Here is a 23,228-nt window from a genome sequence, read left to right on the forward strand (position 1 = left end):
CCCCTGTGGACAAGTGCTTTTCCATTTTATAAATCAGTGCATTATCTTGCTTGAAAGGCTGTTGCCAACTGCCTTGTCAGCACCTTCATCAGTTGTGGATAAATAGTGAGCGGTCTGTCCTGAGCGCTTTACCCACAGCTTGTCGGCAGCTTGTGCGTGTCGTGTGGTGGACAGCGTGTTCTGCTCGCCATCGGTCTTTTCATTGACGCCCTTATATAGAATGAAACAACAGATGAAGGGGCCCTCAGTTTGTGGATAAGCTGAAAAACGACGTGCTAACTCAGTTACTTGCCCTGTTGATGAGCATGGGATTGTTTCAGCTGGCAACTCACGGACAGATTGTGGATAAATCCGCCAGAACTTGTCCACAGGCGGTTATCCACAGTTCGTGCCGGTGGATTTTACTTGGTTAACCACAGGGCCGCTCGTACAATGCCGGCCATGATGAATGTGCTGATCGTGCGCACCTCGTCGATGGGCGACCTTATCCACACCTGGCCTGCCGTGACCGACCTGCTTGCGCATTACCCCAATCTGCGTCTGGCCTGGCTGGCCGAAGAAAACTTCGCCGATATCGCCGCGCTGCATCCCGGGGTACGCGCGGTGATTCCGATCGCCTGGCGGCGCTGGCGCAAATCCCTGCTGTCCCCTTCCACCTGGGCCGAAATGCGCGTGTTTCGCGAACAGCTGCGGGCGCGTCACTGGGATCTGGTGCTGGACGCCCAGGGACTGGTCAAGAGCGCGCTGCCCGCCAAGCTGGCACGCGCGCCGCTCGCCGGCTACGGCTGGTCGAGCATCCGCGAGCCGCTGGCCAGCCTGTTCTACGACAAGAAGCACCGTGTCAGCCGCCAGCTTTCCGCGATCGAGCGCAACCGCCGCCTGTTCGGCCTGACCTTCGGCTACCAGCCGGAAGGCGCACCGGATTTCGGCATCCACGCCGGCCCCCGGCCGGCTTGGCTGCTGCCGGGCGACTACGCCGTGCTGCTGCACGCCACCAGCCGTGCTTCCAAGGAATGGCCGGAGGAGCGCTGGGTGCAGCTGGCCGACACCCTGGCGCGCCAGGACGGCATGGTGGCGGTGCTGCCGTGGGGCTCGGCCAAGGAGAAGGAGCGCGCCGAACGCCTGGCTGCCAAGATGCACGCCGGGGTGGTGGCGCCCAAGCTGTCGCTGAGGGAGGCGGCCGGCCTGCTCGGCCACGCCGAGGCGGTGGTGGGTGTCGACACCGGGCTGACCCACATGGCCAACGCCGTGAACGTGCCGCTGGTGGCGCTCTATACCGATACCGATCCGGCCCGAACCGGCGTGGTGGAAGGTCCGCGCGCGCTCAACCTGGGCAACGCCGGGCAGTGCCCGACGGTGGACGAGGTGCTGGCGGCGCTGGTGCGGGTGCGGAGCGCGGCGTGATCTGGCGTACCTTGTATAGCGCGCTGTGGACGCTGGCCACGCCGCTGATCCGCCGCTACCTGAGAAAGCGCGCAAAGAAGGCGCCGGCCTACCTCGAGCACTGGGACGAACGCTTCGGCCAACGTGTCGTACCCGCCGCCACCGGGGCGATCTGGGTGCACGCGGTGTCGGTGGGCGAGACGCGCGCCGCGCTGCCGCTGGTGGCGGCCTTGCGCCGGCGCTGGCCCGACGCGCCGCTGCTCGTCACCCAGATGACGCCGACCGGCCGCGCCACCGCCGAGGCGCTCTACCCCGACGCCGAAGTGCGTTACCTGCCCTACGACTACCCGCGCGCCGTGCGCGCCTTCCTGCAGAGCTACCGTCCGCGCTTCGGCGTGCTGATGGAAACCGAGCTGTGGCCCAACCTGATCCACGCCGCGCACGCGCAGCGGGTGCCGTTGTTCCTCGCCAACGCCCGGCTGTCGGAAAAATCGCTCAGGGGCTACCGCAAGGTGGCCCGGCTGATGGCGCCGGCGCTACGCCAATTCCGCGCCATTGCCGCCCAGACCGCCGACGATGCCGGCCGTTTGCAGCAGTTGGGCGCAGTCGATGTCGCCGTCTGCGGCAACACCAAGTACGATTTCACCGCGCCCGAGGCGGCGCTGGAGCTGGGCGCGGCGTTCCGCCGGCGCATCGGCACGCGCCCGGTGCTGGTGTGCGCCAGCACGCGCGACGGCGAGGAAGCGCTGATCCTGGACGCCTGGCGCGCCGCCGGCCGCGCCGTGGCGGATGCCCTGCTGGTGATCGTGCCGCGCCATCCGGAACGCTTCGCCAGCGTGGCGGGGTTGGCCGAAGCCGCGGGCTTCGCGGTGCAGCGCCGCAGCGACGATGCCGCGCTACGCGACACCACCCAGGTCTGGATCGGCGACAGCATGGGCGAGCTGTTCGGCTACTACGCCGCCGCCGATGTCGCCTTCGTCGGCGGCAGCCTGCTGCCCTTGGGCGGGCAGAACCTGATCGAACCGGCCAGCGTCGGCGTGCCGGTGCTGTTCGGGCCGTCCATGTTCAACTTCGCCGATGCCAGCGCCAAGGCGCTGGCAGCCGGTGCCGCACTGCAGGTGGCCGACGCCGCGGCGCTGGTGCAGCAAGCGCTGGCGCTGCTGGCCGACCCGGCCCGTCGCCAGAGCATGCGCCAGGCGGCGCTGGGTTTCTCCGCCGCCCATCGCGGTGCCAGCGAGCGCATCGTGGCGCTGATCGCGCACGGCCTCGAGCGCCGCTGAGTTCCCTTTCCCCTCGGGTTTTGCTGCGGCGTCGCGCTGCCACTGCCGTGGCACGACCTCCTCCCCGCTATTCTTTTTCTGACATTCAAACTGAATTTTTATCGTTTCTGGGAATGAAGCGGCAGGGCTATCGTTGCTCGCGTCGGGATATGGCCACCCCGGTATCGATACATGAAAAAAGGCGGGAGAGAGTCTCCCGCCTTTTGGCGTTGTGGTCTTCTGGTTTCACGTGAAACCAGCGGTGCTGATCCGGTTCAACGTCGGAATGCTGCCGCCAGCTGTTCGGAGGTCGTCGCCGGGTCGACGGCGTCGAACAGCGCGCCGATCACCGCCAGCATGTCGGCGCCGGCACGAACCACCTCTCCGGCATTGTCCGGGGTGATGCCGCCGATCGCCGCGCTCGGCACGCCGAGCCGCTTGGCCTGGGCGAACAGCTCGAGCGGCGCGCGCACCGCGTGCGGCTTGGTACCGGACGGAAACACCGCGCCGAAGGCGACGTAGCTGGCGCCGGCCGCCACCGTCGCCTCGGCCAGTTTGATGTCGTCGTAGCAGGAGGCACCGATGATGGCGTCCGCTCCCAGCCGGGCGCGCGCCGCGGCGATGGCGGCGTCGTCACGGCCCAGGTGCACGCCGTCGGCGCCGACCGCCAGCGCCAGCTCGACATCGTCGTTGACGATGAAGGTGACGCCGTGGCTGTGGCACAGGCTCGCCAACAGGTTGGCCTGCCACAGCCGCCGCACCGGGTCCTGGCTCTTGTTGCGGTACTGTAGCAGGCGCACGCCGTGCGGCAGCACGTCGCTCACCAGCTCGATCAGGCGCTCGCTGTCGTCGGTGTCCGGGGTGATGGCGTACAGTCCCTCAAGCGTGGCCAACGTCGTCTCCTTCGCCGTCCTGTTCCGTCTCTTCGCCCTCTTCCTCCGCCACTTCGCGCGCCCAGAACAGCCGGTCCGGGATGTACTGGCCCATGCCGGGGCGGAAGGCGTTGAGCAGGGTCTGGTAGGTGTACTCCTGGGCATCGGTGATGGCCTCGTCTACCGGTGCGCCGGCGGCCAGCATGCCGGCGATGGCCGAGGCCAGCGTGCAGCCGGAGCCGTGGTAGCGCTCGGGCAGCCGCTCCCAATGGTGCTGGCGCACCTTGAGGTCCTTGCTGTAGTGGGAGTTGATCACCTCACGCGTGTTCTCGTGGGTGCCGGTGATCAGCACGTGCTCGCAGCCCAGCGCCAGCAGCCGCTTGGCGCAGTCGTCGAGCGTCAGGCTGTCTTCCTCGTCCGGGTCGTTGGCGGCGAGCCGGCGCGCCTCGATGCTGTTGGGGGTGAGCACGCTGACCTGCGGCAGCAGCATGTCGCGCAGCGCGGCGATCAGGTCGTCGTCGGCGAGGTCGTCGCCGCCGTCACTGGCCAGCACCGGGTCGTACACCAACGGGATATCGGGGTAATCGGCCATCAACTGGGCGATCACCGCGACGTTTTCGACGCTGCCGATCATGCCGATCTTGAACGCGGCCACCGGGATGTCCTCCAGCAGGCAGCGCGCCTGGTCGTTGACCCAGTCGGCCTCCATGACCAGGAAGTCGCTGACCCCGGCGGTGTCCTGCACGGTGATGGCGGTGATGACCGACAGGGGGTGGCAACCGAGGCTCGCCAGCGTCAGAATGTCGGCCTGGATGCCGGCGCCCCCGGACGGGTCGGAGCCGGCCAGCGTCAATACGGCGGGCAGAGGGGATGGAGTGCTCAAAGCTTAGCCTCTTTGTCGGTCAGGATTTAGAATCGGTATTTTAACTGAGCTGGGGCCAAAGGCGATGCGCAGCTGGATGTGTCTTATTTGTGGTTTCATTTACGAGGAAGAGGCGGGCCGCCCCGAAGACGGCATCGCGCCGGGTACCCGCTGGGAAGACGTGCCGGTGAACTGGACCTGCCCGGACTGCGACGCCCGCAAGGAAGATTTCGAAATGGTCGAGTTCTGAACCCGGCCGCGTCAATGCGAAGGAAAATCGAGATGTCGTGGAAACTGTCGTTCATGGCGGCGACGCTGGTCGCCGTGACCGGCTGCGCTGAGGTCTCCACCACCCAGTCCGGGGCGGTGGGCATCCAGCGCAAGCAGACCATGCTGCTGTCGTCGCAGGAGGTGGAGCAGGCCTCCGCCAAGTCCTACGCGCAGGAAGTGAGCAAGGTGCGCGGCACCGGCAAGCTCAACAACAACGCCGCGCTGACCGCGCGCGTGCGCACCGTCGCCAACCGCCTGATCGCGCAGACCCCGGTGTTCCGCCCCGACGCGCGCAACTGGCGCTGGGAGGTCAACGTTGCCGATTCCCCCGAACTCAACGCCTACGCCATGGCGGGCGGCAAGGTTATGGTCTATTCCGGCCTGATCACCAAGCTGGCGCTGACCGACGACGAACTGGCGGCGGTGATCGGCCACGAGATGGCGCACGCGCTGCGCGAGCACTCGCGCGAACAGATGAGCCAGGCCTACGCCCAGCAGATGGGGCTGTCGGTGGTCGGCGCGCTGGCCGGTCTGGGACAGGGCGCGATGGATCTCGCCTCGCTGGCCGGCGATCTGGCGCTGACCAAGCCCAAGAGCCGCACCATGGAGAGCGAGGCCGACGTCATCGGTCTGGAGCTGATGGCGCGCGCCGGCTACAACCCCAACGCCGCGCTCAGCGTGTGGCGCAAGATGATGGCCACGGGCAACGGCAACGGCCCGGAATTCCTCTCCACCCACCCGTCGGACAGCAGCCGCCTGCAGGAGCTGTCGGCGCGCATCCCGCGCGTGATGCCGCTGTACGAAGCCGCGCGTCGGCGCTGAGCCGATGTTTCACGTGAAACCGGACCTCGCCGACCTGGAGCACTGCGCCCTGGCCCTGCCCGGCGCCACGCTCGACGTCAAATGGGGCGACGTGCGGGTGGCCAGCGTGGACGGCAAGATGTTCGCCACCTTTCACCGCGAGGTGGTGGCGTACAAGGTGGCGCCGGACGATTTTCTCGCCCTGAGCGGCCTGCCCGGCGTGCGCCCCGCCCCCTACCTGGCGCGGGCGCGCTGGATCGCGGTGAGCGACTGTTCCGCCCTGACCATGACCGACCTCAAGGCAGGGCTGGCCACGTCGTGGAAACTGGTGGTGCAAAAGCTGCCGCGCGCGCGCCGCGCCTTTTATTCCCTTTCCAGTTCAGAAGCAGAACGCGAAGGCGAGTGAGCAGCGACGAGACAGTACATTGAGTACGGCGAGTGCTCGCTGAGCGAATCACTGCGTGCCAATCCATCGCTGAGCAAATCTAAAGATTTGCACGCAGTGATTGGCCCAGCGATAGATTCGCACGCAGTCCGCGCCGCGATGCCGACAAAGTGATACGAATGAAATGGAATGGGAATAACGGACTGTAAATGACCTACCTCTACCTCAAGGCGTTCCACATCTTCTTCGTGGTGGCGTGGTTCGCCGGCTTGTTCTACCTGCCGCGCATCTTCGTCAACCTGGCGATGGCCGAGCACCCGGCCGAGTACGACCGGCTGCTGCTGATGATGCACAAGCTGTACCGCTTCATGACCCCGCTCGGCGTGCTGGCGCTGGCGCTGGGCCTGTGGCTGATGTTCGGCTACGGCGTCAGCGGCGGCTGGCTGCACGCTAAGCTGGCGCTGGTGGCCGGGCTGGTGCTCTACCACGGCGTCTGCGGCCGCTTCTGCCAGGCCTTCGCGGCGCGCCGCAACACGCGCAGCCACACCTGGTTCCGGGTGTTCAACGAACTGCCGGTGCTGGTGTTGCTGGCGGTGGTGATACTGGTGGTGGTCAAGCCCTTCTGAGAGTCCATCCCATTAGGCGGCTGCGCCTTCGCATCTTGAGCGCCGGCAGTACTGCGTGCCAATCTTTGATTGGCTCAGCGATCAGGAATCCTCATGGACTCCGTGTCCATTCCGGTTCCTGTGCGCTGGCGGCACTCAACCTGCCTTGGCTCGCTCGCCTACTGGGATAGACTCCGGCCCCTCGATAGAGCGTAGGGGTAGGATGGGTGAAGCGTAGCGCAGCCCATCGCTGCGAACCGGACCACGCCGAACAGGGACGAGGCCTGCCAGCATGCGGCGCCCTGTGTATTTATTGATCTAGGAAACGATATGGCAATGGAAATCGAGCGGCGCTTTCGCGTCGCCAACGACGGCTGGCGCGGACTGGCCGAGGGCGTGCGCTACCGTCAGGGCTACCTGTCGGTGGAAAAGGAACGCACGGTGCGCGTGCGCGTGGTGGGCGAACAGGCCTGGCTCACGCTGAAGGGCCACGTCACCGACGTGTCGCGCCACGAGTTCGAATACGCCATCCCGCTCGCCGACGCCCAGACCATCCTCGACAGCATGTGCCCGATGGTGGTCGACAAGCTGCGCTACCGCATCGAACACGGCGGCTTCGTCTGGGAAGTCGACAAATTCTTCGGCGAAAACGCCGGCCTGGTGATGGCCGAGATCGAGCTGCCGGCGGAAGACACGCCGTTCGCCAAGCCGGCGTGGCTGGGCGAGGAAGTCACCCACGACGGGCGCTACACCAACGCGCACCTGTCGAAGAACCCGTACACCCGTTGGCCGAAGGCGTGAGCGTCTATTTCCTCGCGCGGCTTGGGTTCGCCCGCCCGCTGCACTAGACTCTGGTGCTTCGGCCAATCTCTGCATAGTCAGTTTTCATCAGGAAACCATCATGTCCCGCAATCTCGAACTGTTTGAACGTGGCAAGCAAGTGATCCCCGGCGGCGTCAACTCGCCGGTGCGTGCCTTTGGCCGAGGTCGGCGGCACGCCGCGTTTCGTCAAGCGCGCCGAAGGCGCCTATTTCTGGGACGCCGACGACAAGCAGTACCTCGACTACGTCGGCTCCTGGGGCCCGGCCATCCTCGGCCACGCCCATCCGGAAGTGGTCAAGGCGGTGCAGGACGCCGCCGTCGGCGGCCTGTCGTTTGGCGCGCCGACCGAGGGCGAAGTCGAGATTGCCGAGGAAATCTGCAAGCTGCTGCCGTCCGTCGAGCAGCTGCGCCTGGTGAGCTCCGGCACCGAGGCCACCATGAGCGCGATCCGCCTGGCGCGCGGCTTCACCGGGCGCGACCTGATCGTCAAGTTCGAGGGCTGCTACCACGGCCATTCCGACAGCCTGCTGGTGAAGGCCGGCTCCGGCCTGCTGACCTTCGGCAACCCGTCTTCGGGCGGCGTGCCGGCCGACTGCACCAAGCACACCCTGGTGCTGCAGTACAACGACGTGGCGCAGCTCGCCGAGACCTTCAAGGAAGTCGGCGACCAGATCGCCTGCGTGATCCTCGAGCCGATCGCCGGCAACATGAACCTGATCAAGCCGTCCGTCGAGTTCGTGCAGGCCTTGCGCGCGCTCACCGAACAGCACGGCGCGCTGCTGATCTACGACGAGGTGATGACCGGCTTCCGCGTGGCGCTGAACTGCGCCCAGGGCCTGCACGGCATCACCCCGGACCTCACCACGCTGGGCAAGGTGGTGGGCGGCGGCATGCCGCTGGCGGCGTTCGGCGGCCGCGCCGACGTCATGGCCAAGATCGCGCCGCTGGGTAACGTCTACCAGGCCGGCACGCTGTCCGGCAACCCGCTGGCGGTGGCGGCCGGGCTGACCACGCTCAAGCTGATCCAACAGCCGGGCTTCCACGACACCCTCGGCGCCCGCAGCGCCAAGCTGGCGGCGGGTCTGGCCGACGCCGCGCGCGACGCCGGCGTGGCGATGAGCACCGACAGCGTCGGCGGCATGTTCGGCTTCTACTTCAGCGACGCCGTGCCGACCAGCTACGCCGAGGCCACGCGCTGCGACATCGCCCGCTTCAAGGCCTTCTTCCACGCCATGCTGGACGAAGGCATCTACCTGGCGCCGTCCGCCTACGAGGCCGGTTTCGTGTCGATCGCCCATAGCGACGCGCTGATCGACGACACCATCGCCGCCGCGCGCCGCGCCTTGGCGCGGCTGTAGTTCCACTTCGCCTTAGAACCGGTAACGTTGTCAGCGGCGTTGCGCGGGCTGCGTGCGAATCTCTCGCTGGCCAATTCTGCGTGCAAATCCTTGATTTGCTCAGCGATAGATTGGCACGCGGAGATTCGCTCGGCGAGCGCTTGCCGTCCTCTGTGCAGGGGCTGCGGCCCCGCTTACTGGCTTTCGCCTTAGCCTCGCAGACGCTCGCCTTGCCAGGCTGCGTTTTCTCGGTCCTAATGCTTTTGGGAATACCTTCCTTTTAGAACAGCTTGGCCGTCGCCCCGGTACCGGGTCTTCGGCCAACCCTGTCGTTTCGCCGTTCTGCCCCACCGACCATGACCGACTCGTTTTCCCACCACATCGAGCCTGCGCTCACCCCTGCCCACCAGGCGCTGCTGGCCGTGCTGGCGCTGCTGCCCGGCGGCGAGACCAAGGCCAACCTGCTGACGCTGCTGCACCGCGCCGAAGTACACGACGCCCACGGCAAGGAGCTCGACAGCGTGCGCCTCGGCACCCTGCTGGCCGAGCTGGAGAACCGGCAGTGGATCGTGCGCACCCCCGGCCTGCCCTACCGCCTGGTGCCGGCGGCGCGCAACGCCGCCTTGCTGCCCTTGCTGCAGGACCGGCGCGAACTGGCGCGCTGGAGCAAGCTGCTGCCGGAGCACCTCGGCAGCCGCCAGGCGAACTGGGGCGCCGCGGACCCGGCGCAGTGCCAGCTGCAGCTGTGGCTCGCCGTGCTCGCGGGCCAGGCCAGTGCCCGCGCAGCGCTGGCTCGCGCAGTTGCACGAGCTGCAGCAACGCACCGGGCAGACGCCGCCGGCGCCGGCCAAGCGGCTGTTCGCCGACGCCGCCGGGCGCGCCCTGTTCGACGGCCTGGCCGACGACGTGCAGGTGACGCTGCTGCTCGACTACCTGCCGGAGGCCTGCTGGCGCTTCGACGGCTTCCGTCACGGCTACGACTACGCGCTGTCGCGCTGGGACAGCGGCTACAGCGAGTGGGACGAATTGGCCGAATGGCTGCTGCGCCAGGCGCTGTGGCGCGGCGATGGCGAGCGCGTGGCGCTGTTCGGCCGCCTCGGCAACAGCCTCGGCGGCGCCCTCAGCGCGCTGCTGCTGCAGGGTAGCTACGGCGCGGCGCTGGCGCATCTCGACGCCTGGCGCGACGAGCGCAAGGCCGAGACCCGGCAACGCAAGCTCGACCTGCCGGCCGAACTGCACGCGCTCTACTGCCTGGCCCTGCTCGGTGCCGCCGATCCGGCGCGCCAGGCCGAGCTGAAGCAGGCGATCCAGCACGGCATCAAGCACAACCTCGGCCAGAGCTACGGCCTGCTGCAGCACCTGGTGGCGCTGCAGGAAGGCGTGGCGGTGCCGGCCTACCTCGGCCTGCCCGAGCAGATCCACCTGGCCGGGCTGGACGGCCTGATGCTGGCGCTGGCGCTCTACTGGCTCGACGCCCGCCAGGCCACCTCAACGGCGTGGCAAGCCACGCTGCACGCCTTCCGCGAGCGCATGCAGCAGGAAGGCTACCAGCGCGTGGTCGAAGAACTGGAGACGCTGCTGGAACGGCAATTCGGCGAGCCGCGCAGCACGCCGGACTGGCACAGCCGGCACGGTGCACGTCCGCTGCTCGAGCTCTACCAGCGCCGCGAGGCCTGGCAGCACGCGCTCACCGCGCTCTCCTCGCTGGCCCCCGGCAAGGTCGCCGAGGCGCGCCAGGCGGCGCCGAATCCGACCCGGCTCGCCTGGTTCGTCAGCGCCGGCCGCCACGGCGTGCTGCTCGAACCGCGCGAGCAGAAGCTCGGCGCCAAGGGGCAGTGGAGCAAGGGCCGCGCGGTGGCGCTCAAGCGCCTGCTGGACGAGGCCGACAGCGCCGACTACCTGCTGGAGCAGGACCGCAACGTCATGCGCCACATCCAGCGCAGCTACGACGGCTACTACGGCGGCTCCAGCTACGAGCTCGACGGCGAAAAGGCGTTGCCGGCGCTGGTCGGCCACCCGGCGCTGTTCTGGGCCGACGCCCCCGACGTGCGCATCGACGTCGCCGCCGGCCAGGTGGCGCTGCAGCTCAAGGAAAGCGGCGCCCACATCCAGCTCAAGCTGACGCCGGCGCGGGTCGGCGCCGACAGCGAGGTGGTGTGGGAGAAGGACACGCCGACGCGGCTGGTGGTCTACCCGGTGAGCAAGGAAATCCGCCAGATCGCCGCCATCGTCGGCAAGGAACTGACCGTGCCGCTGGCGGCCAAGGCGCAGCTGATGGAGGCCATCACCAGCATCGCGCCCTTGGTGCCGATCCACTCCGACCTGCCCGAGCTGGCGGCGCACATCGACACCGTGCCGGCCGACGCCCGGCTCTACGCCCACCTCCTGCCGCTCGAGCAGGGCCTGCGCCTGCAGCTGCTGATGCGTCCTCTGCCCGGCGGCGCCTGGTGCAAGCCCGGCCAGGGGCTGGAAAACCTGGTGGGCGAGGTGGACGGCAAGGCGCTGCAGACGCGGCGCCAGCTGAAAGCGGAAAAGCAGGCCCTGCAGGCGGTGCTGGACGCCTGCCCGGCGCTCGCCCAGGCCGACGGCGACGGCCAGGAATGGCAGCTCGCCGAGCCGCAGGCGGCGCTGGAAGTGCTGTCCGAACTGCAGGCGGTCGACCCGGCCACGCTGGAATGCGTCTGGCCCGAGGGCGAGCGCATGCGCATCAAGGCGCGGCGCGGCCTGGCGCAGATGAAGTTCGGCCTGCAAAAGCAGGGCGACTGGTTCGTGCTGTCCGGCGATCTCGAACTCGACGACGGCCGCGTGCTGCAGCTGCGCCAGCTGCTGGAACTGTTGCAGGCCAACCCCGGGCGCTTCCTCAAGCTGGGCGAGCAGGACTGGCTGGCGCTCACCGACGCCATGCGCCGCCGCCTCGACGAGCTGGCGCTGGTGGCCGACCACGTCGGCAAGGACGGCGCCATCCGCCTCTCCGCGCTGACCGCGCCGCTCTTGGCCGAGCTGGAACGGGAAGCCGGCCAGTTCGAGGCCGACGCCGCCTGGCGCGAGCAGCTCGCCGCGCTGGCCAGCCTCGGCGACTACCAGCCCACGCCGCCTTCCACGCTGCAGGCCGAGCTGCGCGACTACCAGCTGGAAGGCTACGCCTGGCTGGCGCGGCTGGCGCGCTGGGGCGTGGGCGCCTGCCTTGCCGACGACATGGGGCTCGGCAAGACGGTGCAGACCCTGGCGCTGCTGCTGGAACGCGCCCCGGCCGGGCCGCAACTGGTGGTGGCGCCGACCTCGGTGGCGCTCAACTGGTTGGCCGAAGCCGCGCGCTTCGCGCCGACCCTGAAGGTGCGTTCCTACCAGCAGCAGCGCGCGCTCGACACGCTGGCGCCGTTCGACCTGGTGGTGGTGAGCTACGGCCTGCTGCAGCAGGACGCCGACGCCTTCGCCGCGGTGCCGTGGACCAGCGTGGTGCTGGACGAGGCGCAGGCGATCAAGAACGCCGGCACCAAGCGCGCCCAGGCGGTGCTTGGCCTGCAGGCCGGCTTCAAGCTCGCCGCCAGCGGCACGCCGGTGGAAAACCACCTGGGCGAGCTGTGGAGCCTGTTCCGTTTCCTCAACCCCGGCCTGTTGGGCAGCCAGGAACGCTTCAACCAGCGCTTCGCCGTCCCGGTCGAGCGCGGCGACAAGAATGCGCGCAAGGCGCTAAAGGCGCTGATCCAGCCCTTCATCCTGCGCCGCACCAAGAGCCAGGTACTGGACGAGCTGCCGCCGCGCACCGAGATCACCTTCAAGGTGGCGCTGTCCGGCGACGAGCTGCATCTCTACGAAGCGCTGCGCCAGCAGGCGGTGGACAAGCTCGACGCGCTGGGCGAGGAGGACAACAAGCCGTTCAAGGTGCTGGCCGAAATCACCCGGCTGCGCCGCTTCTGCTGCCACCCGCGCCTGGCGCTGCCGGACAGCGAGCTCGCCGGCAGCAAGCTCAAGGCGTTCGCCGAGATCGCCGACGAGCTGCTCGACAACCGTCACAAGGCGCTGGTGTTCAGCCAGTTCGTCGATCACCTCGCCATCGTGCGCGCCTGGCTCGACGAGCACGGCATCGCCTACCAGTACCTCGACGGCTCCACCCCGGCGCGGGAACGCAAGGCGCGCGTCGACGCCTTCCAGGCCGGCCAGGGCGACCTGTTCCTGATCAGCCTCAAGGCCGGCGGCACCGGCCTCAACCTCACCGCCGCCGACTACGTCATCCACCTCGACCCGTGGTGGAACCCGGCGGTGGAAGACCAAGCCTCGGACCGCGCCCACCGCATGGGCCAGCAGCGCCCGGTCACCGTCTACCGGCTGGTGGCCGAGCACACCATCGAGGAACAGATCGTGGCGCTGCACGCCGCCAAGCGCGACCTGGCCGACAGCCTGCTGGAAGGCGGCGAACTGAGCGCCAAGCTCGACGCCGACGCGCTGCTGCAACTGCTCAAGGGTGGCTGAGCGGGTTTCGCCGGAGGGGGCCGGGCGGCCCCTCCGCGGGAGGCGCCCGGCATCGGCCAGGGTGCCCGTCCTCCTTGCCGTGCGGTTTTTTGCTGCCAAACCGCGCCGACTTTTCCTATTCTTTCAGCATCAGTAGCATGCCCCGACACGGCGATGGCTAGCCTCGCAGCCCGACACCGCGACTAGGCGGCGTCGGCATGTTCACCCCCCTGTTCTCGCGCTGGGAAACCGTCATGCTCCGTTTCGACCTGCGCCGCCTGATCCTGCTGTTGGCCCTGACCGCGGTGTTGCTCGCCGTGATCAACGGCTTTTACTCCGGTTATCAGGTGCAGCGCGACATCCTGATCCGCAACACGCTCGAAGCACACCGGGTCTACGCCGCCAAGGTGGCCTACAACACCGAGGTCTTTCTGCGCGCCACCCAGCAGAACCTGCGCGTCAACGCCGAGCGGCTGGTCGAGCACATGGACGACGCCGCCGCGCTGCAACGCGAGCTCGACCTGCAGCAGCGCTCCTCCGACAGCTTCAACACCCTGGTGGTGTTCGACGAACGCGGCGTGGTGCGCGCCGCCACCGCCCTGCCCCAGCTCGTCGGCCGGCGCCCGGAGAGCCCCGGCGCGCACGAGGCCCTGGCCGTGCAGAGCCCGCTGATCTCCGAACCCTACCGTGCCGTCACCGGGCAACTGGTGGTGATGATCTCGCAACCGCTGTTCGACCGTGCCAGCCGCTACCGGGGCTACGTCGGCGGCTCGATCCGGCTGCGCGAGAAGAACATCCTGCACGGCCTGCTGGGCGAGCACTACTACCGCGACGGCTCCTACCTCTACGTGGTGGACGGCAAGGGACGGCTGATCTACCACCATGACCCCGCCCGCATCATGCAGGACGCCTCGGGCAACCCGGTGGTGGCGGCCGTCATGCGCGGGCAGAGCGGTGCCCGGCCGGTGACCAACACCCAGGGCGTGGCGATGCTCGCCGGCTACGCCTACGTGCCGAGCGCGCACTGGGGCGTGGTATCGCAGCGCCCCAGGGCGCAGGCGCTGGCCGAGCTCGACCAGCTCATGCTGACCATGGCCCAGTACGCCGCGCCGCTGCTGCTGATCATCATCGTGGTGGTGTGGTGGCTGTCGCTGCAGATCGCGCGGCCGCTGCGGCAACTGGCGCGCGAAGCCGCTGCCATGGACAGCCACGGCGCCACGCCGCGCATCGAGGCGGTGCGCTCGTGGTACTTCGAGGCGCAGCAGCTGAAACAGGCGCTGCTGGTGGGGATGCGCGCCATGCAGCAGCAGCTCAACCGCTTCCGCCAGGAATCGAATACCGATGCCCTCACCGGCCTTGGCAACCGGCGCGAACTGGACAGCGTGCTGGACGACTGGAAATACAGCCGCCAGCCCTTCGCGGTGCTGATGATCGACATCGACTTCTTCAAGTCGGTCAACGACAGCTACGGCCACGATACCGGCGACCAGGCGCTCACCGCGCTGGCGCAGCTGATGCGCGACAGCGCGCGCGAGGGCGACGTGGTGTGCCGCATGGGCGGCGAGGAATTCGTCATGCTGCTGCCGGGGGCCGACGCCATCGGCGCGGAACGCGTGGCCGAACGCCTGTGCTCCCGCGTCGAAGCGTACCGCGTGCCCGGGCTGCCGGCCTTGACGGTGTCGATCGGCGTGGCCGCCGGCATCGCCGACGAAACCCCGGAGGCGCTGCTGCGGGAAGCCGACGACGCGCTCTACCAGGCCAAGCAGCAGGGCCGCAACCGCGTGGTGCTGGCCGCCGTGTGACGCCGCTGCGGGCTTCGGCCAACCTCGAGCGCGGCCGCGTGCCCGAAGCGGTCGCCGCCACCGTGCCGGCAAGCGCTGGCGGCTTGGCTATGATCCAGTCAGGGGACGGCCCGCCCCTGGGCCGTCCGGGCCGCTCACGGGAGCACGCCGATGCCGATCCACAACCTGCTCAACGACCTCCCCGCCGCCGGCGCCGAGGAAGTGTTCCACACCCTGCTACGCCAGCCCGGCGTCAAGATCGAACGCATCGTCTCGTTCGGCCAGGCCAGCCCACCCGGCTACTGGTTCGATCAGCCCGATGGCGAGTGGGTGCTGCTGCTCGCCGGCGAGGCCAAGCTGCTGTTCGAGGACGAAGGCGTGCCGCGCGACCTGCGCCCGGGCGATTGGCTCGACATCGCGCCGCACCGCCGCCACCGCGTCGACTGGACCGACCCCGAGCAGCCCACGGTCTGGCTGGCGGTGCATTATTCCCATGTGCCATAGCCGCGCTGACTTCGTCGGCGGCGTTGCGCTGCCAGCCTGCGCCGCTGGCGCTGGGCAAATCCCTGCGTGCCGGTCTTTCGATTGGCTCAACGATGGATTGGCCCGCAGAGACCCGCTCAGCGAGCGCTTGCCGTGCTCCCTGAACGGTCGGCGGCCCTGCTCACGAACCTTCGCGTCGTGGTTGCGAAGGCGGCTGGTAATGGCTAGGCGGAGCCTGCCAGCGCGTCCAGCACCGCGGCGTCGAGCGCCTGCGGATGGGCGGTGACGCGCAGCAGATGCTTCATCGCCGCATGCGGCGGACGATGCACCGCCACGCCGTCGGCCAGCAGCGCGCGCTGGATGCGCTCCGCCACGGCGGCGTCCGGGTAGGCGATGGCGACGAAGTTGGTGCGGCTGGGCAGCACGGTCAGGCCGCGCTCTCGCAGCGCTTCGGCCAGCACTGGCCCGCAGCGCCAGCGTGTCGGCGATCAGCCGGCGCGCGTAGTCCGGCTCGTCCAGCACCGCCTGCGCCGCCGCCTGGGCGAGCGCCGACAGCGCGTACTGCGGGCGGATCTGGTCGGCCTTGGCGACGATCTCGGCGGCGGCGATGGCGTAGCCCACGCGCAGCCCGGCCAGCGCGTAGGCCTTGGACAGCGTGCGCAGCCGCACCGTGTTCGGCAGCACCCCGGCCGGCGGCGCGTCGTCCTCGTCCACGCAGAAGTCGACGTAGGCCTCGTCCAGCAGCAGCACGCAGTCGGCCGGCAGCGCCGCGCGCAGCCGCGCGATGGCGTCGGCGCGGTGGTAGTGGCCGCTCGGGTTGTCCGGGTTGGCGAGGTAGACCAGCGCCGCCCGGTGCCGCTGGGCGGCCTCGGCCAGCGCCGCCAGATCGGGCGCCAGCAGGTTGTCGCCGCGGGCGTAGTCGACCTCGACCACCTGCGCGCCGACGCCCTCGGCGAAGTAGCGCAAGGTCGGGTACGTCCCCGCCGTGCTCACCACGGTATCGCCGACGTTGCAGAACAGGCGCAGCGTCAGCAGGATCAGGCTGTCGGCGCCGGTGTCGAACAGCACCTCGTCTGCCGTCACGCCGTTGAGCGCCGCGGCGCGCGCGCGCAGCGCGTGGGCGTAGGGGTCGGGGTAGAGCCGTGCCAGCTCGGCCCCGGCGGCGCCGAGCAACTGCAGCAGCGGCGACGCCGGCTGCGGCATGCTCTCGTTGGAGCCGATGCGCGCCCGGATCGGGTGGCCGAGCGCCGCTTCCAGCTTCACGATGCCGGGAAACGGATTGACGATGGGGTGATGCGCGAGATGGCGGGCAAAACGGGTCATGGGGTCACTCCACAAACGCAGTGCGGATCATTCTAGGCCATGGCGGCGGCAGGGTCCGCCACCGCAGCGGCGGGCCCGATGAAAAATGCCCCGGCAGGCGGGGCATGGCAGCGGGCCGGGGTCATGGCGCCGAGGCATCGTGGTGCCGGTGTTTCGCCGGCGCGTCTTTGGGTAGATAGAGCGGGCCCTTGTAGCCGCAGGCCGTGACGATAAGGCACAAGGCCACGAGGGAGATCATGGTTCGCATGGAGGCGGGTCCGATGTGGCAAAATTACGATACTAGCAAAGCGCGCCGTGCCGATACATAGCGCCCGTTTCTTCCGGCGGTCCTCCCCGCGCAGCCCATCCGGGCTGTCCTGGCCCGTCCGCCCGGCGAAACCGGCATACGGCGGCGCGCCGACCCAACTGGACAAGACGACATGACCGACAGCGAATTCCTCATCCTGACCGACGGCATCTTCGCCCGCATCGAGAACGCCATCGACGATGCCGGCCTCGACGCCGACTTCCGCACCAACGGCAACGTGCTGGAAATCGAGTTCGACAGCGGCGCCAAGATCGTGGTCAACCGCCACAGCAGCAACCACGAACTGTGGATCGCCGCCAAGAGCGGGGGCTACCACTTCGCCCTGAGCGACGGTCAGTGGCTTGCCGCGCGCGACGGCGCCGAATTCTTCGCCACCCTGTCGCAGGCCATACGCGAAGCCTCCGGCCAGGACTTCGAGCTCGCCGAATGATGGACACGGCGGCGCTGGCGCTGGCCGGGCTGGCCGCCTCGGCCTTCCTCTCCGCCACGCTGCTGCCCGGCAATTCCGAGCTCGCGCTCACCGCCTTCCTCTACAAGTGGCCCGACTGGTTGTGGCCGGCCCTGCTGTTGGCGACGCTGGCCAACAGCGCCGGCAGCGTCAGCAGCCTGTGGCTGGGGCGGCTCGCGCCGAGGAAGGAGCTGTCGCCCAGGATCGCGCGCTGGTTCGAGCGTTTCGGCCCGGCCACCCTGCTCTTGGCCTGGGTGCCGTTGATCGGCGACGCGCTGCCGCTGGCGGCGGGCTGGCTGCGCCTGCCGCTGCTGCCGAGCGTGCTGTGGCTGACCGCCGGCAAGGGGCTGCGCTACGCCGCCATCGCGCTGACGCTGCAGGTACTGACACGCTGACCGCTGACGCCGACGGGTTCGGAAATCCGTTCCGATGCCGGCAATGTTGTTCGGTTTTCCGAACGAAATGCCGCGTTGCCCACCCCGCCCCGGCGCCGGGACGGTCCGGCCGGGCACGGTCAGGGTGGCAAAATCGGCGTGGCGATAGAAAATTTTTCTATGGGTATTTTGATGTCGATTGATTTTCATGTCGTTTTGCCACGCCAGTGAGACAAAAAAAGCTACACCGGCCACTCTTTTTTTCGCCATCCGTCATGGATCGGATGAGCGCTTCATGACGAAAGCCCATGACAAAACACATACCCCGTAAACGCTTCGGCCAGAACTTCCTGCAGGACGCCAGCGTGATCGCAAGCATCGTGCACGCGGTCAACCCGCAGCTCGGCGACATCGTGGTCGAGATCGGCCCGGGCCTTGGCGCGCTGACCCGCCCGCTCTTGGCGCGTCTGCCGCACCTGCACGTGGTCGAGATCGACCGCGACATCATCAGCCGGCTGAAAAGCGAGTTCCCGCCCGAGCGCCTCACCATCCACGAAGGCGACGCGCTGGCCTTCGATTTTTCCAGCATCGGCACGCGTTTCAAGCTGATCGGCAACCTGCCCTACAACATCTCCACGCCGCTGCTGTTCCACCTGGCGAGCTACGGCGACCGCGTGGTCGACATGCACTTCATGTTGCAGAAGGAAGTCATCGAGCGCATGGTGGCCGAACCGTCCACCGCCGATTACGGCCGGCTCACGGTGATGCTGCAGTATCGCTTTGAAATGGAACAGATTCTGCATGTGCCGCCGGGCGCCTTCTGGCCGCCGCCCAAGGTGGAATCGGCCGTGGTGCGCATGATCCCGGCGCCCGGCCGCTGCGGTGTGGCGACCGACGAAGCCGAGCTCGAGGCCCTGGTCACCCTGGCCTTCTCGCAGCGCCGCAAGACGCTACGCAACAACCTCAAGGGCGTACTGGACGAGGCGGACTTCGCCGCGCTCGGCATCGACTCGGGGTTGCGCCCGGAGAACCTGACGGTGGAGCAGTACGTGGCCATGGCCAACCTGCTGAGCAGCCGGCGCTGACCCCGGCCCTTGCTGCGTTGCAGCTTGCGCCGGCCGCGGCCTGCCCCGAAAATCGTGGCGGCGGCACGCCGGCCTGCTGCCGGCAGGCAAAGGCAACGTCTTGAAATATAAATGAAAATCAGTAAACAGAAAGAGCGGTAACGATGATCCGATTCATGAACGTGCACAAGTGGTTCAAGGACCTGCATGTCCTCAACGACGTCAGCCTGAACGTCGCGGCCGGCGAGGTGGTGGTGGTGTGCGGCCCGTCCGGCTCGGGCAAGTCCACGCTGATTCGCACCGTCAACCAGCTCGAATCGATCAACTCCGGCGAGATCTGGGTGGACGGCAAGAACGTGGTCGACCCCAAGACCGATCTCAACGCCCTGCGCGCCGAAGTGGGCTTCGTGTTCCAGCACTTCAACCTCTACCCGCACCTGTCTGTACTTGACAACATCACATTGTCACCTCTAATGGTTAAGAAGATGGAACGGGCGGCCGCCGAGAAGCTGGCATTGCAATTGCTAGAACGCGTGGGACTGGCCCACAAGAAAGACGCCTTCCCGGCGCAGCTTTCCGGTGGGCAGCAGCAGCGTGTGGCTATCGCCCGCGGCCTGGCCATGCAGCCTCAGGTAATGCTGTTCGACGAGCCCACGTCGGCGCTGGATCCGGAAATGATCGGTGAAGTGCTGCGCGTGATGAAAGACCTGGCGGAATCGGGCATGACCATGATGGTGGTGACCCATGAAATGGGCTTCGCTCGCGAAGTGGCCGACCGGGTGGTGTTTGTCGATCATGGCCAGATCATCGAAGAAGCCCAGCCTGAGGAGTTTTTCATGAACCCCCAGCACGATCGGGCCAAGCAGTTCCTGCGCCAGTTGCTGACGCCGATGCAATAAGCCGGCAAAGCAGGCAACGGGGGCGGGGCACGCTGTCAGCACAGCGACCCCCGAATAACGGGGGCGCCGAGATCAATAGAACAGGAGAAACTTGCATGCGCTTTACCACTCGACTCATCTGCACCGCCACCGTTGGCGCCCTGCTCGCTGCTCCGGCCATGTCCGCCGAGCTGACCGGCACCCTGAAAAAGATCAAGGACTCCGGGACCATCGTCATCGGTCACCGTGATGCCTCCATTCCCTTCTCCTACCTCGACAACAACCAGCAGCCGATCGGCTACTCGATGGACATCGCCAACAAGGTGGTCGAAGCCGTCAAGAAAGACCTGAAGATGCCGGGCCTGAAGGTCCAGTACAACCTGGTGACCTCGCAGACGCGCATTCCGCTGGTCCAGAACGGCACCGTCGACATCGAATGCGGTTCCACCACCAACAACCTGGAGCGCCAGAAGCAGGTCGACTTCTCGGTCGGCATCTTCGAGATCGGCACCCGTCTCCTGACCAAGAAGACCTCCGGCGTGAAGGACTTCGCCGATCTGAAGGGCAAGAACGTGGTGACCACCGCCGGCACCACCTCCGAGCGCCTGATCAAGGCCATGAACGCCGAGAAGCAGATGGGCATGAACATCATCTCGGCCAAGGACCACGGCGAATCGTTCCTGATGGCCGAATCCGGCCGTGCCGTCGCCTTCATGATGGACGACGTGCTGCTGTACGGCGAAATGGTGAAAGCCAGGAACCCGGCCGAGTGGGTGGTGACCGGCAAGCCGCAGTCGTTCGAAATCTACGGCTGCATGATGCGCAAGGGCGACCCGGCCTTCAAGAAAGTCGTCGACGACGCCATCAAGGCCACCTACAAGTCCGGCGAGATCAACAAGATCTACGCCAAGTGGTTCACCAGCCCGGTTCCGCCGAAAAACCTCAACCTGAATTTCCCGATGTCGGCCGAACTCAAGGCTCTGATTAAGAACCCGACCGACAAGTCTGCCGAGCAGATGTAATCCTGACGGGCGACTCGAGCCTGTCATGACCCTGTTCCCGGCGCGGACCGGCGGCATTGCCGCCGCCACGCGCCGGCTCGCAGCGCTAGCCCGCCGCCTGTGGCGGGACGATTCACAGCCAATCCCGCATTGGTCGTGAGGGGTGCTGCTGCCCGCGCCATACCCTCCTCCCGGTATGGCTGACGAACAGGAACATGCCAGGCTCCGGGGGAGGTCGTCTCCCTTTTTGTTTGGAGATTGGGTATGAATTACAACTGGGACTGGAACGTCTTCTTCAAGTCCACCGGCATCGGCACGGAAATCTACCTCGACTGGTTCATTTCCGGTCTGGGCTGGACCATCGCCGTGGCGCTGGCCGGCTGGATCATCGCGCTGATCCTGGGGTCGGTATTGGGCGTGATGCGCACGCTCCCCAACAAGACCGCCTCGGGCATTGCCACCGCTTACGTCGAACTGTTCCGCAACGTGCCGCTGCTGGTGCAGCTGTTCGTCTGGTACTTCCTGGTGCCCGACCTGCTGCCGGAACGCGCGCAGATCTGGTTCAAGCAGGACCTGAGCCCGGCGACCTCGGCCTACCTGTCGGTGGTGGTCTGCCTCGGCCTGTTTACCGCGGCGCGGGTGTGCGAACAGGTGCGCACCGGCGTCCAGGCGCTGCCCAAGGGGCAGAACTACGCCGCCATGGCGATGGGTTTCCAGCAGGGGCAGATCTACCGCTATGTGCTGCTGCCGCAGGCTTTCCGCATCATCATCCCGCCGCTCACCAGCGAGTTCCTGAACATCTTCAAGAACTCCTCGGTGGCCTCGCTGATCGGCCTGATGGAACTCTTGGCGCAGACCAAGCAGACCGCCGAGTTTTCGGCCAACCTGTTTGAAGCGTTCACGCTCGCCACGGTGATCTACTTCGTGCTCAACATGAGCCTGATGAAGTTCATGGGCTGGGTGGAAACCCGTCTGCGGGTGCCGGGCATGATGGGAGGTGCCAAATGATGGGTTTCGATTTCAGCCAGATCGGCCCGGCCCTGCCCGGCCTGATCGACGGCATGGCGCTGACGCTCAAGCTGCTGCTCCTGGCAGTAAGCGGCGGCGTGGCGTTGGGGACGGTGCTGGCGCTGATGCGCCTGTCCAGTAACCGCCTGCTGTCCGGTGCCTCCAAGTTCTACGTCAATTATTTCCGCTCGATTCCGCTGCTGCTGGTGATCACCTGGTTCTACTTCGTGGTGCCGCTGATCTTCAAGTGGATTTCCGGCGAGTTCGTCGCGGTCGGCGCCTTCACCTCCTGCCTGGTGGCCTTCATGATGTTCGAAGCGGCCTACTATGCTGAGATTGTGCGTGCCGGCGTCCAGTCCATTTCCAAGGGCCAGCTCAATGCCGCCTACGCGCTGGGCATGACCTACGGCCAGGCAATGCGGCTGATCATCCTGCCGCAGGCCTTCCGCAAGATGATGCCGCTGCTGCTGCAGCAGTCCATCATCCTGTTCCAGGACACCTCGCTGGTGTACGCCGTGGGCCTGATGGACTTCCTCAACACCGCCCGCTCCAAGGGGGACATCGTCGGTCAGCCGAATGAGTTCCTGATCCTGGCCGGGGTGGTTTATTTTGTTATCAGTTTCGGCGCCTCCACCGTGGTGAAGCGTCTGCAAAAGAGGTTGGCAGTATGAGCGCGATGATTACTCTCAAGAACGTCAGCAAATGGTACGGTGACTTCCAGGTGCTCACCGATTGCTCGACCGCCGTGGAAAAGGGCGAAGTGGTGGTGGTGTGCGGCCCGTCCGGCTCCGGCAAATCCACCCTGATCAAGACCGTCAACGCGCTGGAGCCGTTCCAGAAGGGCGAGATCATCGTCGACGGCCTGTCGGTGGGCGACCCGAAGACCGACCTGCCCAAGCTGCGCGCGCGGATCGGCATGGTGTTCCAGAACTTCGAGCTGTTCCCGCACCTGTCGATCACCGACAACCTGACCATTGCCCAGGAAAAGGTGCTGGGGCGCAGCAAGGACGAGGCGCGCCAGAAAGGCCTGCACTATCTCGATCGCGTCGGCCTCAAGGCGCACGCCGCGAAGTTTCCGGGCCAGCTCTCCGGCGGTCAGCAGCAGCGCGTGGCGATCGCCCGCGCACTGTCGATGGACCCGATCGCCATGCTGTTCGACGAACCGACCTCGGCGCTCGACCCTGAAATGGTCAACGAGGTGCTGGACGTGATGGTGGAACTGGCGCACGAGGGTATGACCATGATGTGTGTGACCCACGAGATGGGCTTCGCGCGCAAGGTGGCCAACCGCGTCATCTTCATGGACAAGGGCGCCATCGTCGAGGATTGCGCCAAGGAAGAGTTCTTTGGCGACATCCAGGCCCGCTCCGAGCGTGCCCAGCACTTCCTGTCGAAGATTCTGCAGCACTGAGCCAGCGATGCCGGCGAGCCGAACGATCTTCCGCCCGCCTTGTCTGAGCAACGCCACCGCAACCCGGTGGCGTTTTCCATATCCGCTGCCGTGGGAAAAGGCAGC

At 67.1% G+C, this 23,228-nt stretch carries 23 protein-coding genes and 1 pseudogene; 19 read left to right on the forward strand and 5 right to left on the reverse strand.

Going from position 1 to position 23,228, the window contains the following annotated elements; genetic code table 11:
• Window positions 1-33: 33 nt before the first annotated feature.
• Window positions 34-369, reverse strand: coding sequence for a hypothetical protein (locus ABKF58_RS05720; protein WP_150105098.1), 336 nt, complete (start codon window positions 367-369; stop codon window positions 34-36).
• Between the two features lie 72 nt (window positions 370-441).
• Here ABKF58_RS05720 and waaC point away from each other — a divergent pair, with 72 nt between their 5' ends.
• Complete coding sequence (gene waaC, locus ABKF58_RS05725; protein ID WP_050773246.1) at window positions 442-1,404, forward strand: lipopolysaccharide heptosyltransferase I; 963 nt, start codon at window positions 442-444, stop codon at window positions 1,402-1,404.
• The gene (gene waaA / locus ABKF58_RS05730) at window positions 1,401-2,663 is read left to right on the forward strand and encodes a lipid IV(A) 3-deoxy-D-manno-octulosonic acid transferase (protein ID WP_482583762.1); all 1,263 of its coding nucleotides are present in this window, start codon (window positions 1,401-1,403) and stop codon (window positions 2,661-2,663) included. The genes waaC and waaA overlap by 4 nt, the downstream gene beginning before the upstream one ends.
• 254 nt (window positions 2,664-2,917) lie before the next feature.
• On the opposite strand, the gene thiE is transcribed toward waaA, so the two are convergent.
• The gene (thiE, locus tag ABKF58_RS05735; protein ID WP_482583763.1) at window positions 2,918-3,535 is read right to left on the reverse strand and encodes a thiamine phosphate synthase; all 618 of its coding nucleotides are present in this window, start codon (window positions 3,533-3,535) and stop codon (window positions 2,918-2,920) included.
• Window positions 3,522-4,397 carry a bifunctional hydroxymethylpyrimidine kinase/phosphomethylpyrimidine kinase gene (thiD, locus tag ABKF58_RS05740; RefSeq protein WP_482583765.1) on the reverse strand — a complete coding sequence of 292 codons (876 nt, stop codon included), beginning with the start codon at window positions 4,395-4,397 and terminating at the stop codon, window positions 3,522-3,524. The genes thiE and thiD overlap by 14 nt, the downstream gene beginning before the upstream one ends.
• Before the next feature lie 76 nt (window positions 4,398-4,473).
• On the opposite strand from thiD, the gene ABKF58_RS05745 reads away from it, so the two are divergent.
• From ABKF58_RS05745 to ABKF58_RS05785, 9 genes and pseudogenes are all read left to right on the forward strand, one after another.
• The gene (locus ABKF58_RS05745; protein WP_014088782.1) at window positions 4,474-4,626 is read left to right on the forward strand and encodes a rubredoxin; all 153 of its coding nucleotides are present in this window, start codon (window positions 4,474-4,476) and stop codon (window positions 4,624-4,626) included.
• A gap of 32 nt (window positions 4,627-4,658) precedes the next feature.
• A complete protein-coding gene (locus tag ABKF58_RS05750; RefSeq protein WP_294866986.1) occupies window positions 4,659-5,468 on the forward strand; it encodes a M48 family metallopeptidase in 810 nt (269 codons plus the stop codon).
• A 4-nt stretch (window positions 5,469-5,472) separates the two neighbouring features.
• On the forward strand, window positions 5,473-5,853 hold the full coding sequence (locus tag ABKF58_RS05755; RefSeq protein WP_482583766.1) for an MmcQ/YjbR family DNA-binding protein: 381 nt from the start codon (window positions 5,473-5,475) through the stop codon (window positions 5,851-5,853).
• A 188-nt stretch (window positions 5,854-6,041) separates the two neighbouring features.
• On the forward strand, window positions 6,042-6,458 hold the full coding sequence (locus tag ABKF58_RS05760; protein WP_008955391.1) for a CopD family protein: 417 nt from the start codon (window positions 6,042-6,044) through the stop codon (window positions 6,456-6,458).
• Between the two features lie 309 nt (window positions 6,459-6,767).
• Entirely contained in the window at window positions 6,768-7,238 is a 471-nt protein-coding gene (locus ABKF58_RS05765) for a CYTH domain-containing protein (RefSeq protein ID WP_482583768.1), read from the forward strand.
• 100 nt (window positions 7,239-7,338) lie between these two features.
• A pseudogene (hemL, locus tag ABKF58_RS05770) lies at window positions 7,339-8,617 on the forward strand (glutamate-1-semialdehyde 2,1-aminomutase).
• 335 nt (window positions 8,618-8,952) lie between these two features.
• Window positions 8,953-9,741 carry a hypothetical protein gene (locus ABKF58_RS05775; RefSeq protein ID WP_482583769.1) on the forward strand — a complete coding sequence of 263 codons (789 nt, stop codon included), beginning with the start codon at window positions 8,953-8,955 and terminating at the stop codon, window positions 9,739-9,741.
• A 1,756-nt stretch (window positions 9,742-11,497) separates the two neighbouring features.
• Entirely contained in the window at window positions 11,498-13,066 is a 1,569-nt protein-coding gene (locus tag ABKF58_RS05780; RefSeq protein WP_482584333.1) for a DEAD/DEAH box helicase, read from the forward strand.
• Between the two features lie 197 nt (window positions 13,067-13,263).
• On the forward strand, window positions 13,264-14,847 hold the full coding sequence (locus tag ABKF58_RS05785) for a sensor domain-containing diguanylate cyclase (protein WP_482583770.1): 1,584 nt from the start codon (window positions 13,264-13,266) through the stop codon (window positions 14,845-14,847).
• A gap of 216 nt (window positions 14,848-15,063) precedes the next feature.
• Here ABKF58_RS05785 and ABKF58_RS05790 read toward each other — a convergent pair whose 3' ends face one another.
• Entirely contained in the window at window positions 15,064-16,632 is a 1,569-nt protein-coding gene (locus ABKF58_RS05790) for an aminotransferase class I/II-fold pyridoxal phosphate-dependent enzyme (RefSeq protein WP_482583772.1), read from the reverse strand.
• Window positions 16,633-16,753: 121 nt separating this feature from the next.
• Entirely contained in the window at window positions 16,754-16,879 is a 126-nt protein-coding gene (gene lptM, locus ABKF58_RS05795) for an LPS translocon maturation chaperone LptM (protein ID WP_008955384.1), read from the reverse strand.
• A 172-nt stretch (window positions 16,880-17,051) separates the two neighbouring features.
• Between lptM and cyaY the strand changes: the two genes are divergently transcribed.
• The 8 genes from cyaY to ABKF58_RS05835 all read left to right on the forward strand — a co-directional run bounded on the left by cyaY (window position 17,052) and on the right by ABKF58_RS05835 (window position 23,123).
• Window positions 17,052-17,369, forward strand: coding sequence for an iron donor protein CyaY (gene cyaY, locus ABKF58_RS05800; RefSeq protein ID WP_482583774.1), 318 nt, complete (start codon window positions 17,052-17,054; stop codon window positions 17,367-17,369).
• Complete coding sequence (locus ABKF58_RS05805) at window positions 17,366-17,782, forward strand: YqaA family protein (protein WP_482583776.1); 417 nt, start codon at window positions 17,366-17,368, stop codon at window positions 17,780-17,782. Before cyaY ends, ABKF58_RS05805 begins: the two co-directional genes overlap by 4 nt.
• Before the next feature lie 287 nt (window positions 17,783-18,069).
• A complete protein-coding gene (gene rsmA / locus ABKF58_RS05810; RefSeq protein WP_482583777.1) occupies window positions 18,070-18,846 on the forward strand; it encodes a 16S rRNA (adenine(1518)-N(6)/adenine(1519)-N(6))-dimethyltransferase RsmA in 777 nt (258 codons plus the stop codon).
• Window positions 18,847-18,989: 143 nt separating this feature from the next.
• A complete protein-coding gene (locus ABKF58_RS05815; protein ID WP_008955380.1) occupies window positions 18,990-19,724 on the forward strand; it encodes an amino acid ABC transporter ATP-binding protein in 735 nt (244 codons plus the stop codon).
• Window positions 19,725-19,819: 95 nt separating this feature from the next.
• On the forward strand, window positions 19,820-20,725 hold the full coding sequence (locus tag ABKF58_RS05820) for a glutamate/aspartate ABC transporter substrate-binding protein (protein ID WP_482583779.1): 906 nt from the start codon (window positions 19,820-19,822) through the stop codon (window positions 20,723-20,725).
• Window positions 20,726-20,968: 243 nt separating this feature from the next.
• A complete protein-coding gene (locus tag ABKF58_RS05825; RefSeq protein ID WP_482583780.1) occupies window positions 20,969-21,712 on the forward strand; it encodes an amino acid ABC transporter permease in 744 nt (247 codons plus the stop codon).
• The gene (locus tag ABKF58_RS05830; RefSeq protein ID WP_014088770.1) at window positions 21,709-22,383 is read left to right on the forward strand and encodes an amino acid ABC transporter permease; all 675 of its coding nucleotides are present in this window, start codon (window positions 21,709-21,711) and stop codon (window positions 22,381-22,383) included. The genes ABKF58_RS05825 and ABKF58_RS05830 overlap by 4 nt, the downstream gene beginning before the upstream one ends.
• 5 nt (window positions 22,384-22,388) lie before the next feature.
• A complete protein-coding gene (locus tag ABKF58_RS05835) occupies window positions 22,389-23,123 on the forward strand; it encodes an amino acid ABC transporter ATP-binding protein (protein ID WP_482584334.1) in 735 nt (244 codons plus the stop codon).
• Window positions 23,124-23,228 lie beyond the last annotated feature (105 nt).

It is taken from the genome of Pseudogulbenkiania sp. AW2-16, assembly GCF_056824575.1.

What these genes read in the sequence shown, in the direction of transcription:
- waaC (WP_050773246.1), top strand. Translation starts at nt 442, where the DNA reads ATGATGAATGTGCTGATCGTGCGCACCTCGTCGATGGGCGACCTTATC.
- ABKF58_RS05835 (WP_482584334.1), top strand. Translation starts at nt 22,389, where the DNA reads ATGATTACTCTCAAGAACGTCAGCAAATGGTACGGTGACTTCCAGGTG.
- cyaY (WP_482583774.1), top strand. Translation starts at nt 17,052, where the DNA reads ATGACCGACAGCGAATTCCTCATCCTGACCGACGGCATCTTCGCCCGC.
- rsmA (WP_482583777.1), top strand. Translation starts at nt 18,070, where the DNA reads ATGACAAAACACATACCCCGTAAACGCTTCGGCCAGAACTTCCTGCAG.
- ABKF58_RS05825 (WP_482583780.1), top strand. Translation starts at nt 20,969, where the DNA reads ATGAATTACAACTGGGACTGGAACGTCTTCTTCAAGTCCACCGGCATC.
- ABKF58_RS05775 (WP_482583769.1), top strand. Translation starts at nt 8,953, where the DNA reads ATGACCGACTCGTTTTCCCACCACATCGAGCCTGCGCTCACCCCTGCC.
- ABKF58_RS05830 (WP_014088770.1), top strand. Translation starts at nt 21,709, where the DNA reads ATGATGGGTTTCGATTTCAGCCAGATCGGCCCGGCCCTGCCCGGCCTG.
- ABKF58_RS05785 (WP_482583770.1), top strand. Translation starts at nt 13,264, where the DNA reads ATGTTCACCCCCCTGTTCTCGCGCTGGGAAACCGTCATGCTCCGTTTC.
- ABKF58_RS05760 (WP_008955391.1), top strand. Translation starts at nt 6,042, where the DNA reads ATGACCTACCTCTACCTCAAGGCGTTCCACATCTTCTTCGTGGTGGCG.
- ABKF58_RS05815 (WP_008955380.1), top strand. Translation starts at nt 18,990, where the DNA reads ATGATCCGATTCATGAACGTGCACAAGTGGTTCAAGGACCTGCATGTC.
- lptM (WP_008955384.1), bottom strand. Translation starts at nt 16,879, where the DNA reads ATGCGAACCATGATCTCCCTCGTGGCCTTGTGCCTTATCGTCACGGCC.
- ABKF58_RS05750 (WP_294866986.1), top strand. Translation starts at nt 4,659, where the DNA reads ATGTCGTGGAAACTGTCGTTCATGGCGGCGACGCTGGTCGCCGTGACC.
- ABKF58_RS05755 (WP_482583766.1), top strand. Translation starts at nt 5,473, where the DNA reads ATGTTTCACGTGAAACCGGACCTCGCCGACCTGGAGCACTGCGCCCTG.
- ABKF58_RS05745 (WP_014088782.1), top strand. Translation starts at nt 4,474, where the DNA reads ATGTGTCTTATTTGTGGTTTCATTTACGAGGAAGAGGCGGGCCGCCCC.
- ABKF58_RS05820 (WP_482583779.1), top strand. Translation starts at nt 19,820, where the DNA reads ATGCGCTTTACCACTCGACTCATCTGCACCGCCACCGTTGGCGCCCTG.
- ABKF58_RS05805 (WP_482583776.1), top strand. Translation starts at nt 17,366, where the DNA reads ATGATGGACACGGCGGCGCTGGCGCTGGCCGGGCTGGCCGCCTCGGCC.
- ABKF58_RS05790 (WP_482583772.1), bottom strand. Translation starts at nt 16,632, where the DNA reads ATGACCCGTTTTGCCCGCCATCTCGCGCATCACCCCATCGTCAATCCG.
- ABKF58_RS05765 (WP_482583768.1), top strand. Translation starts at nt 6,768, where the DNA reads ATGGCAATGGAAATCGAGCGGCGCTTTCGCGTCGCCAACGACGGCTGG.
- ABKF58_RS05780 (WP_482584333.1), top strand. Translation starts at nt 11,498, where the DNA reads ATGCGCCGCCGCCTCGACGAGCTGGCGCTGGTGGCCGACCACGTCGGC.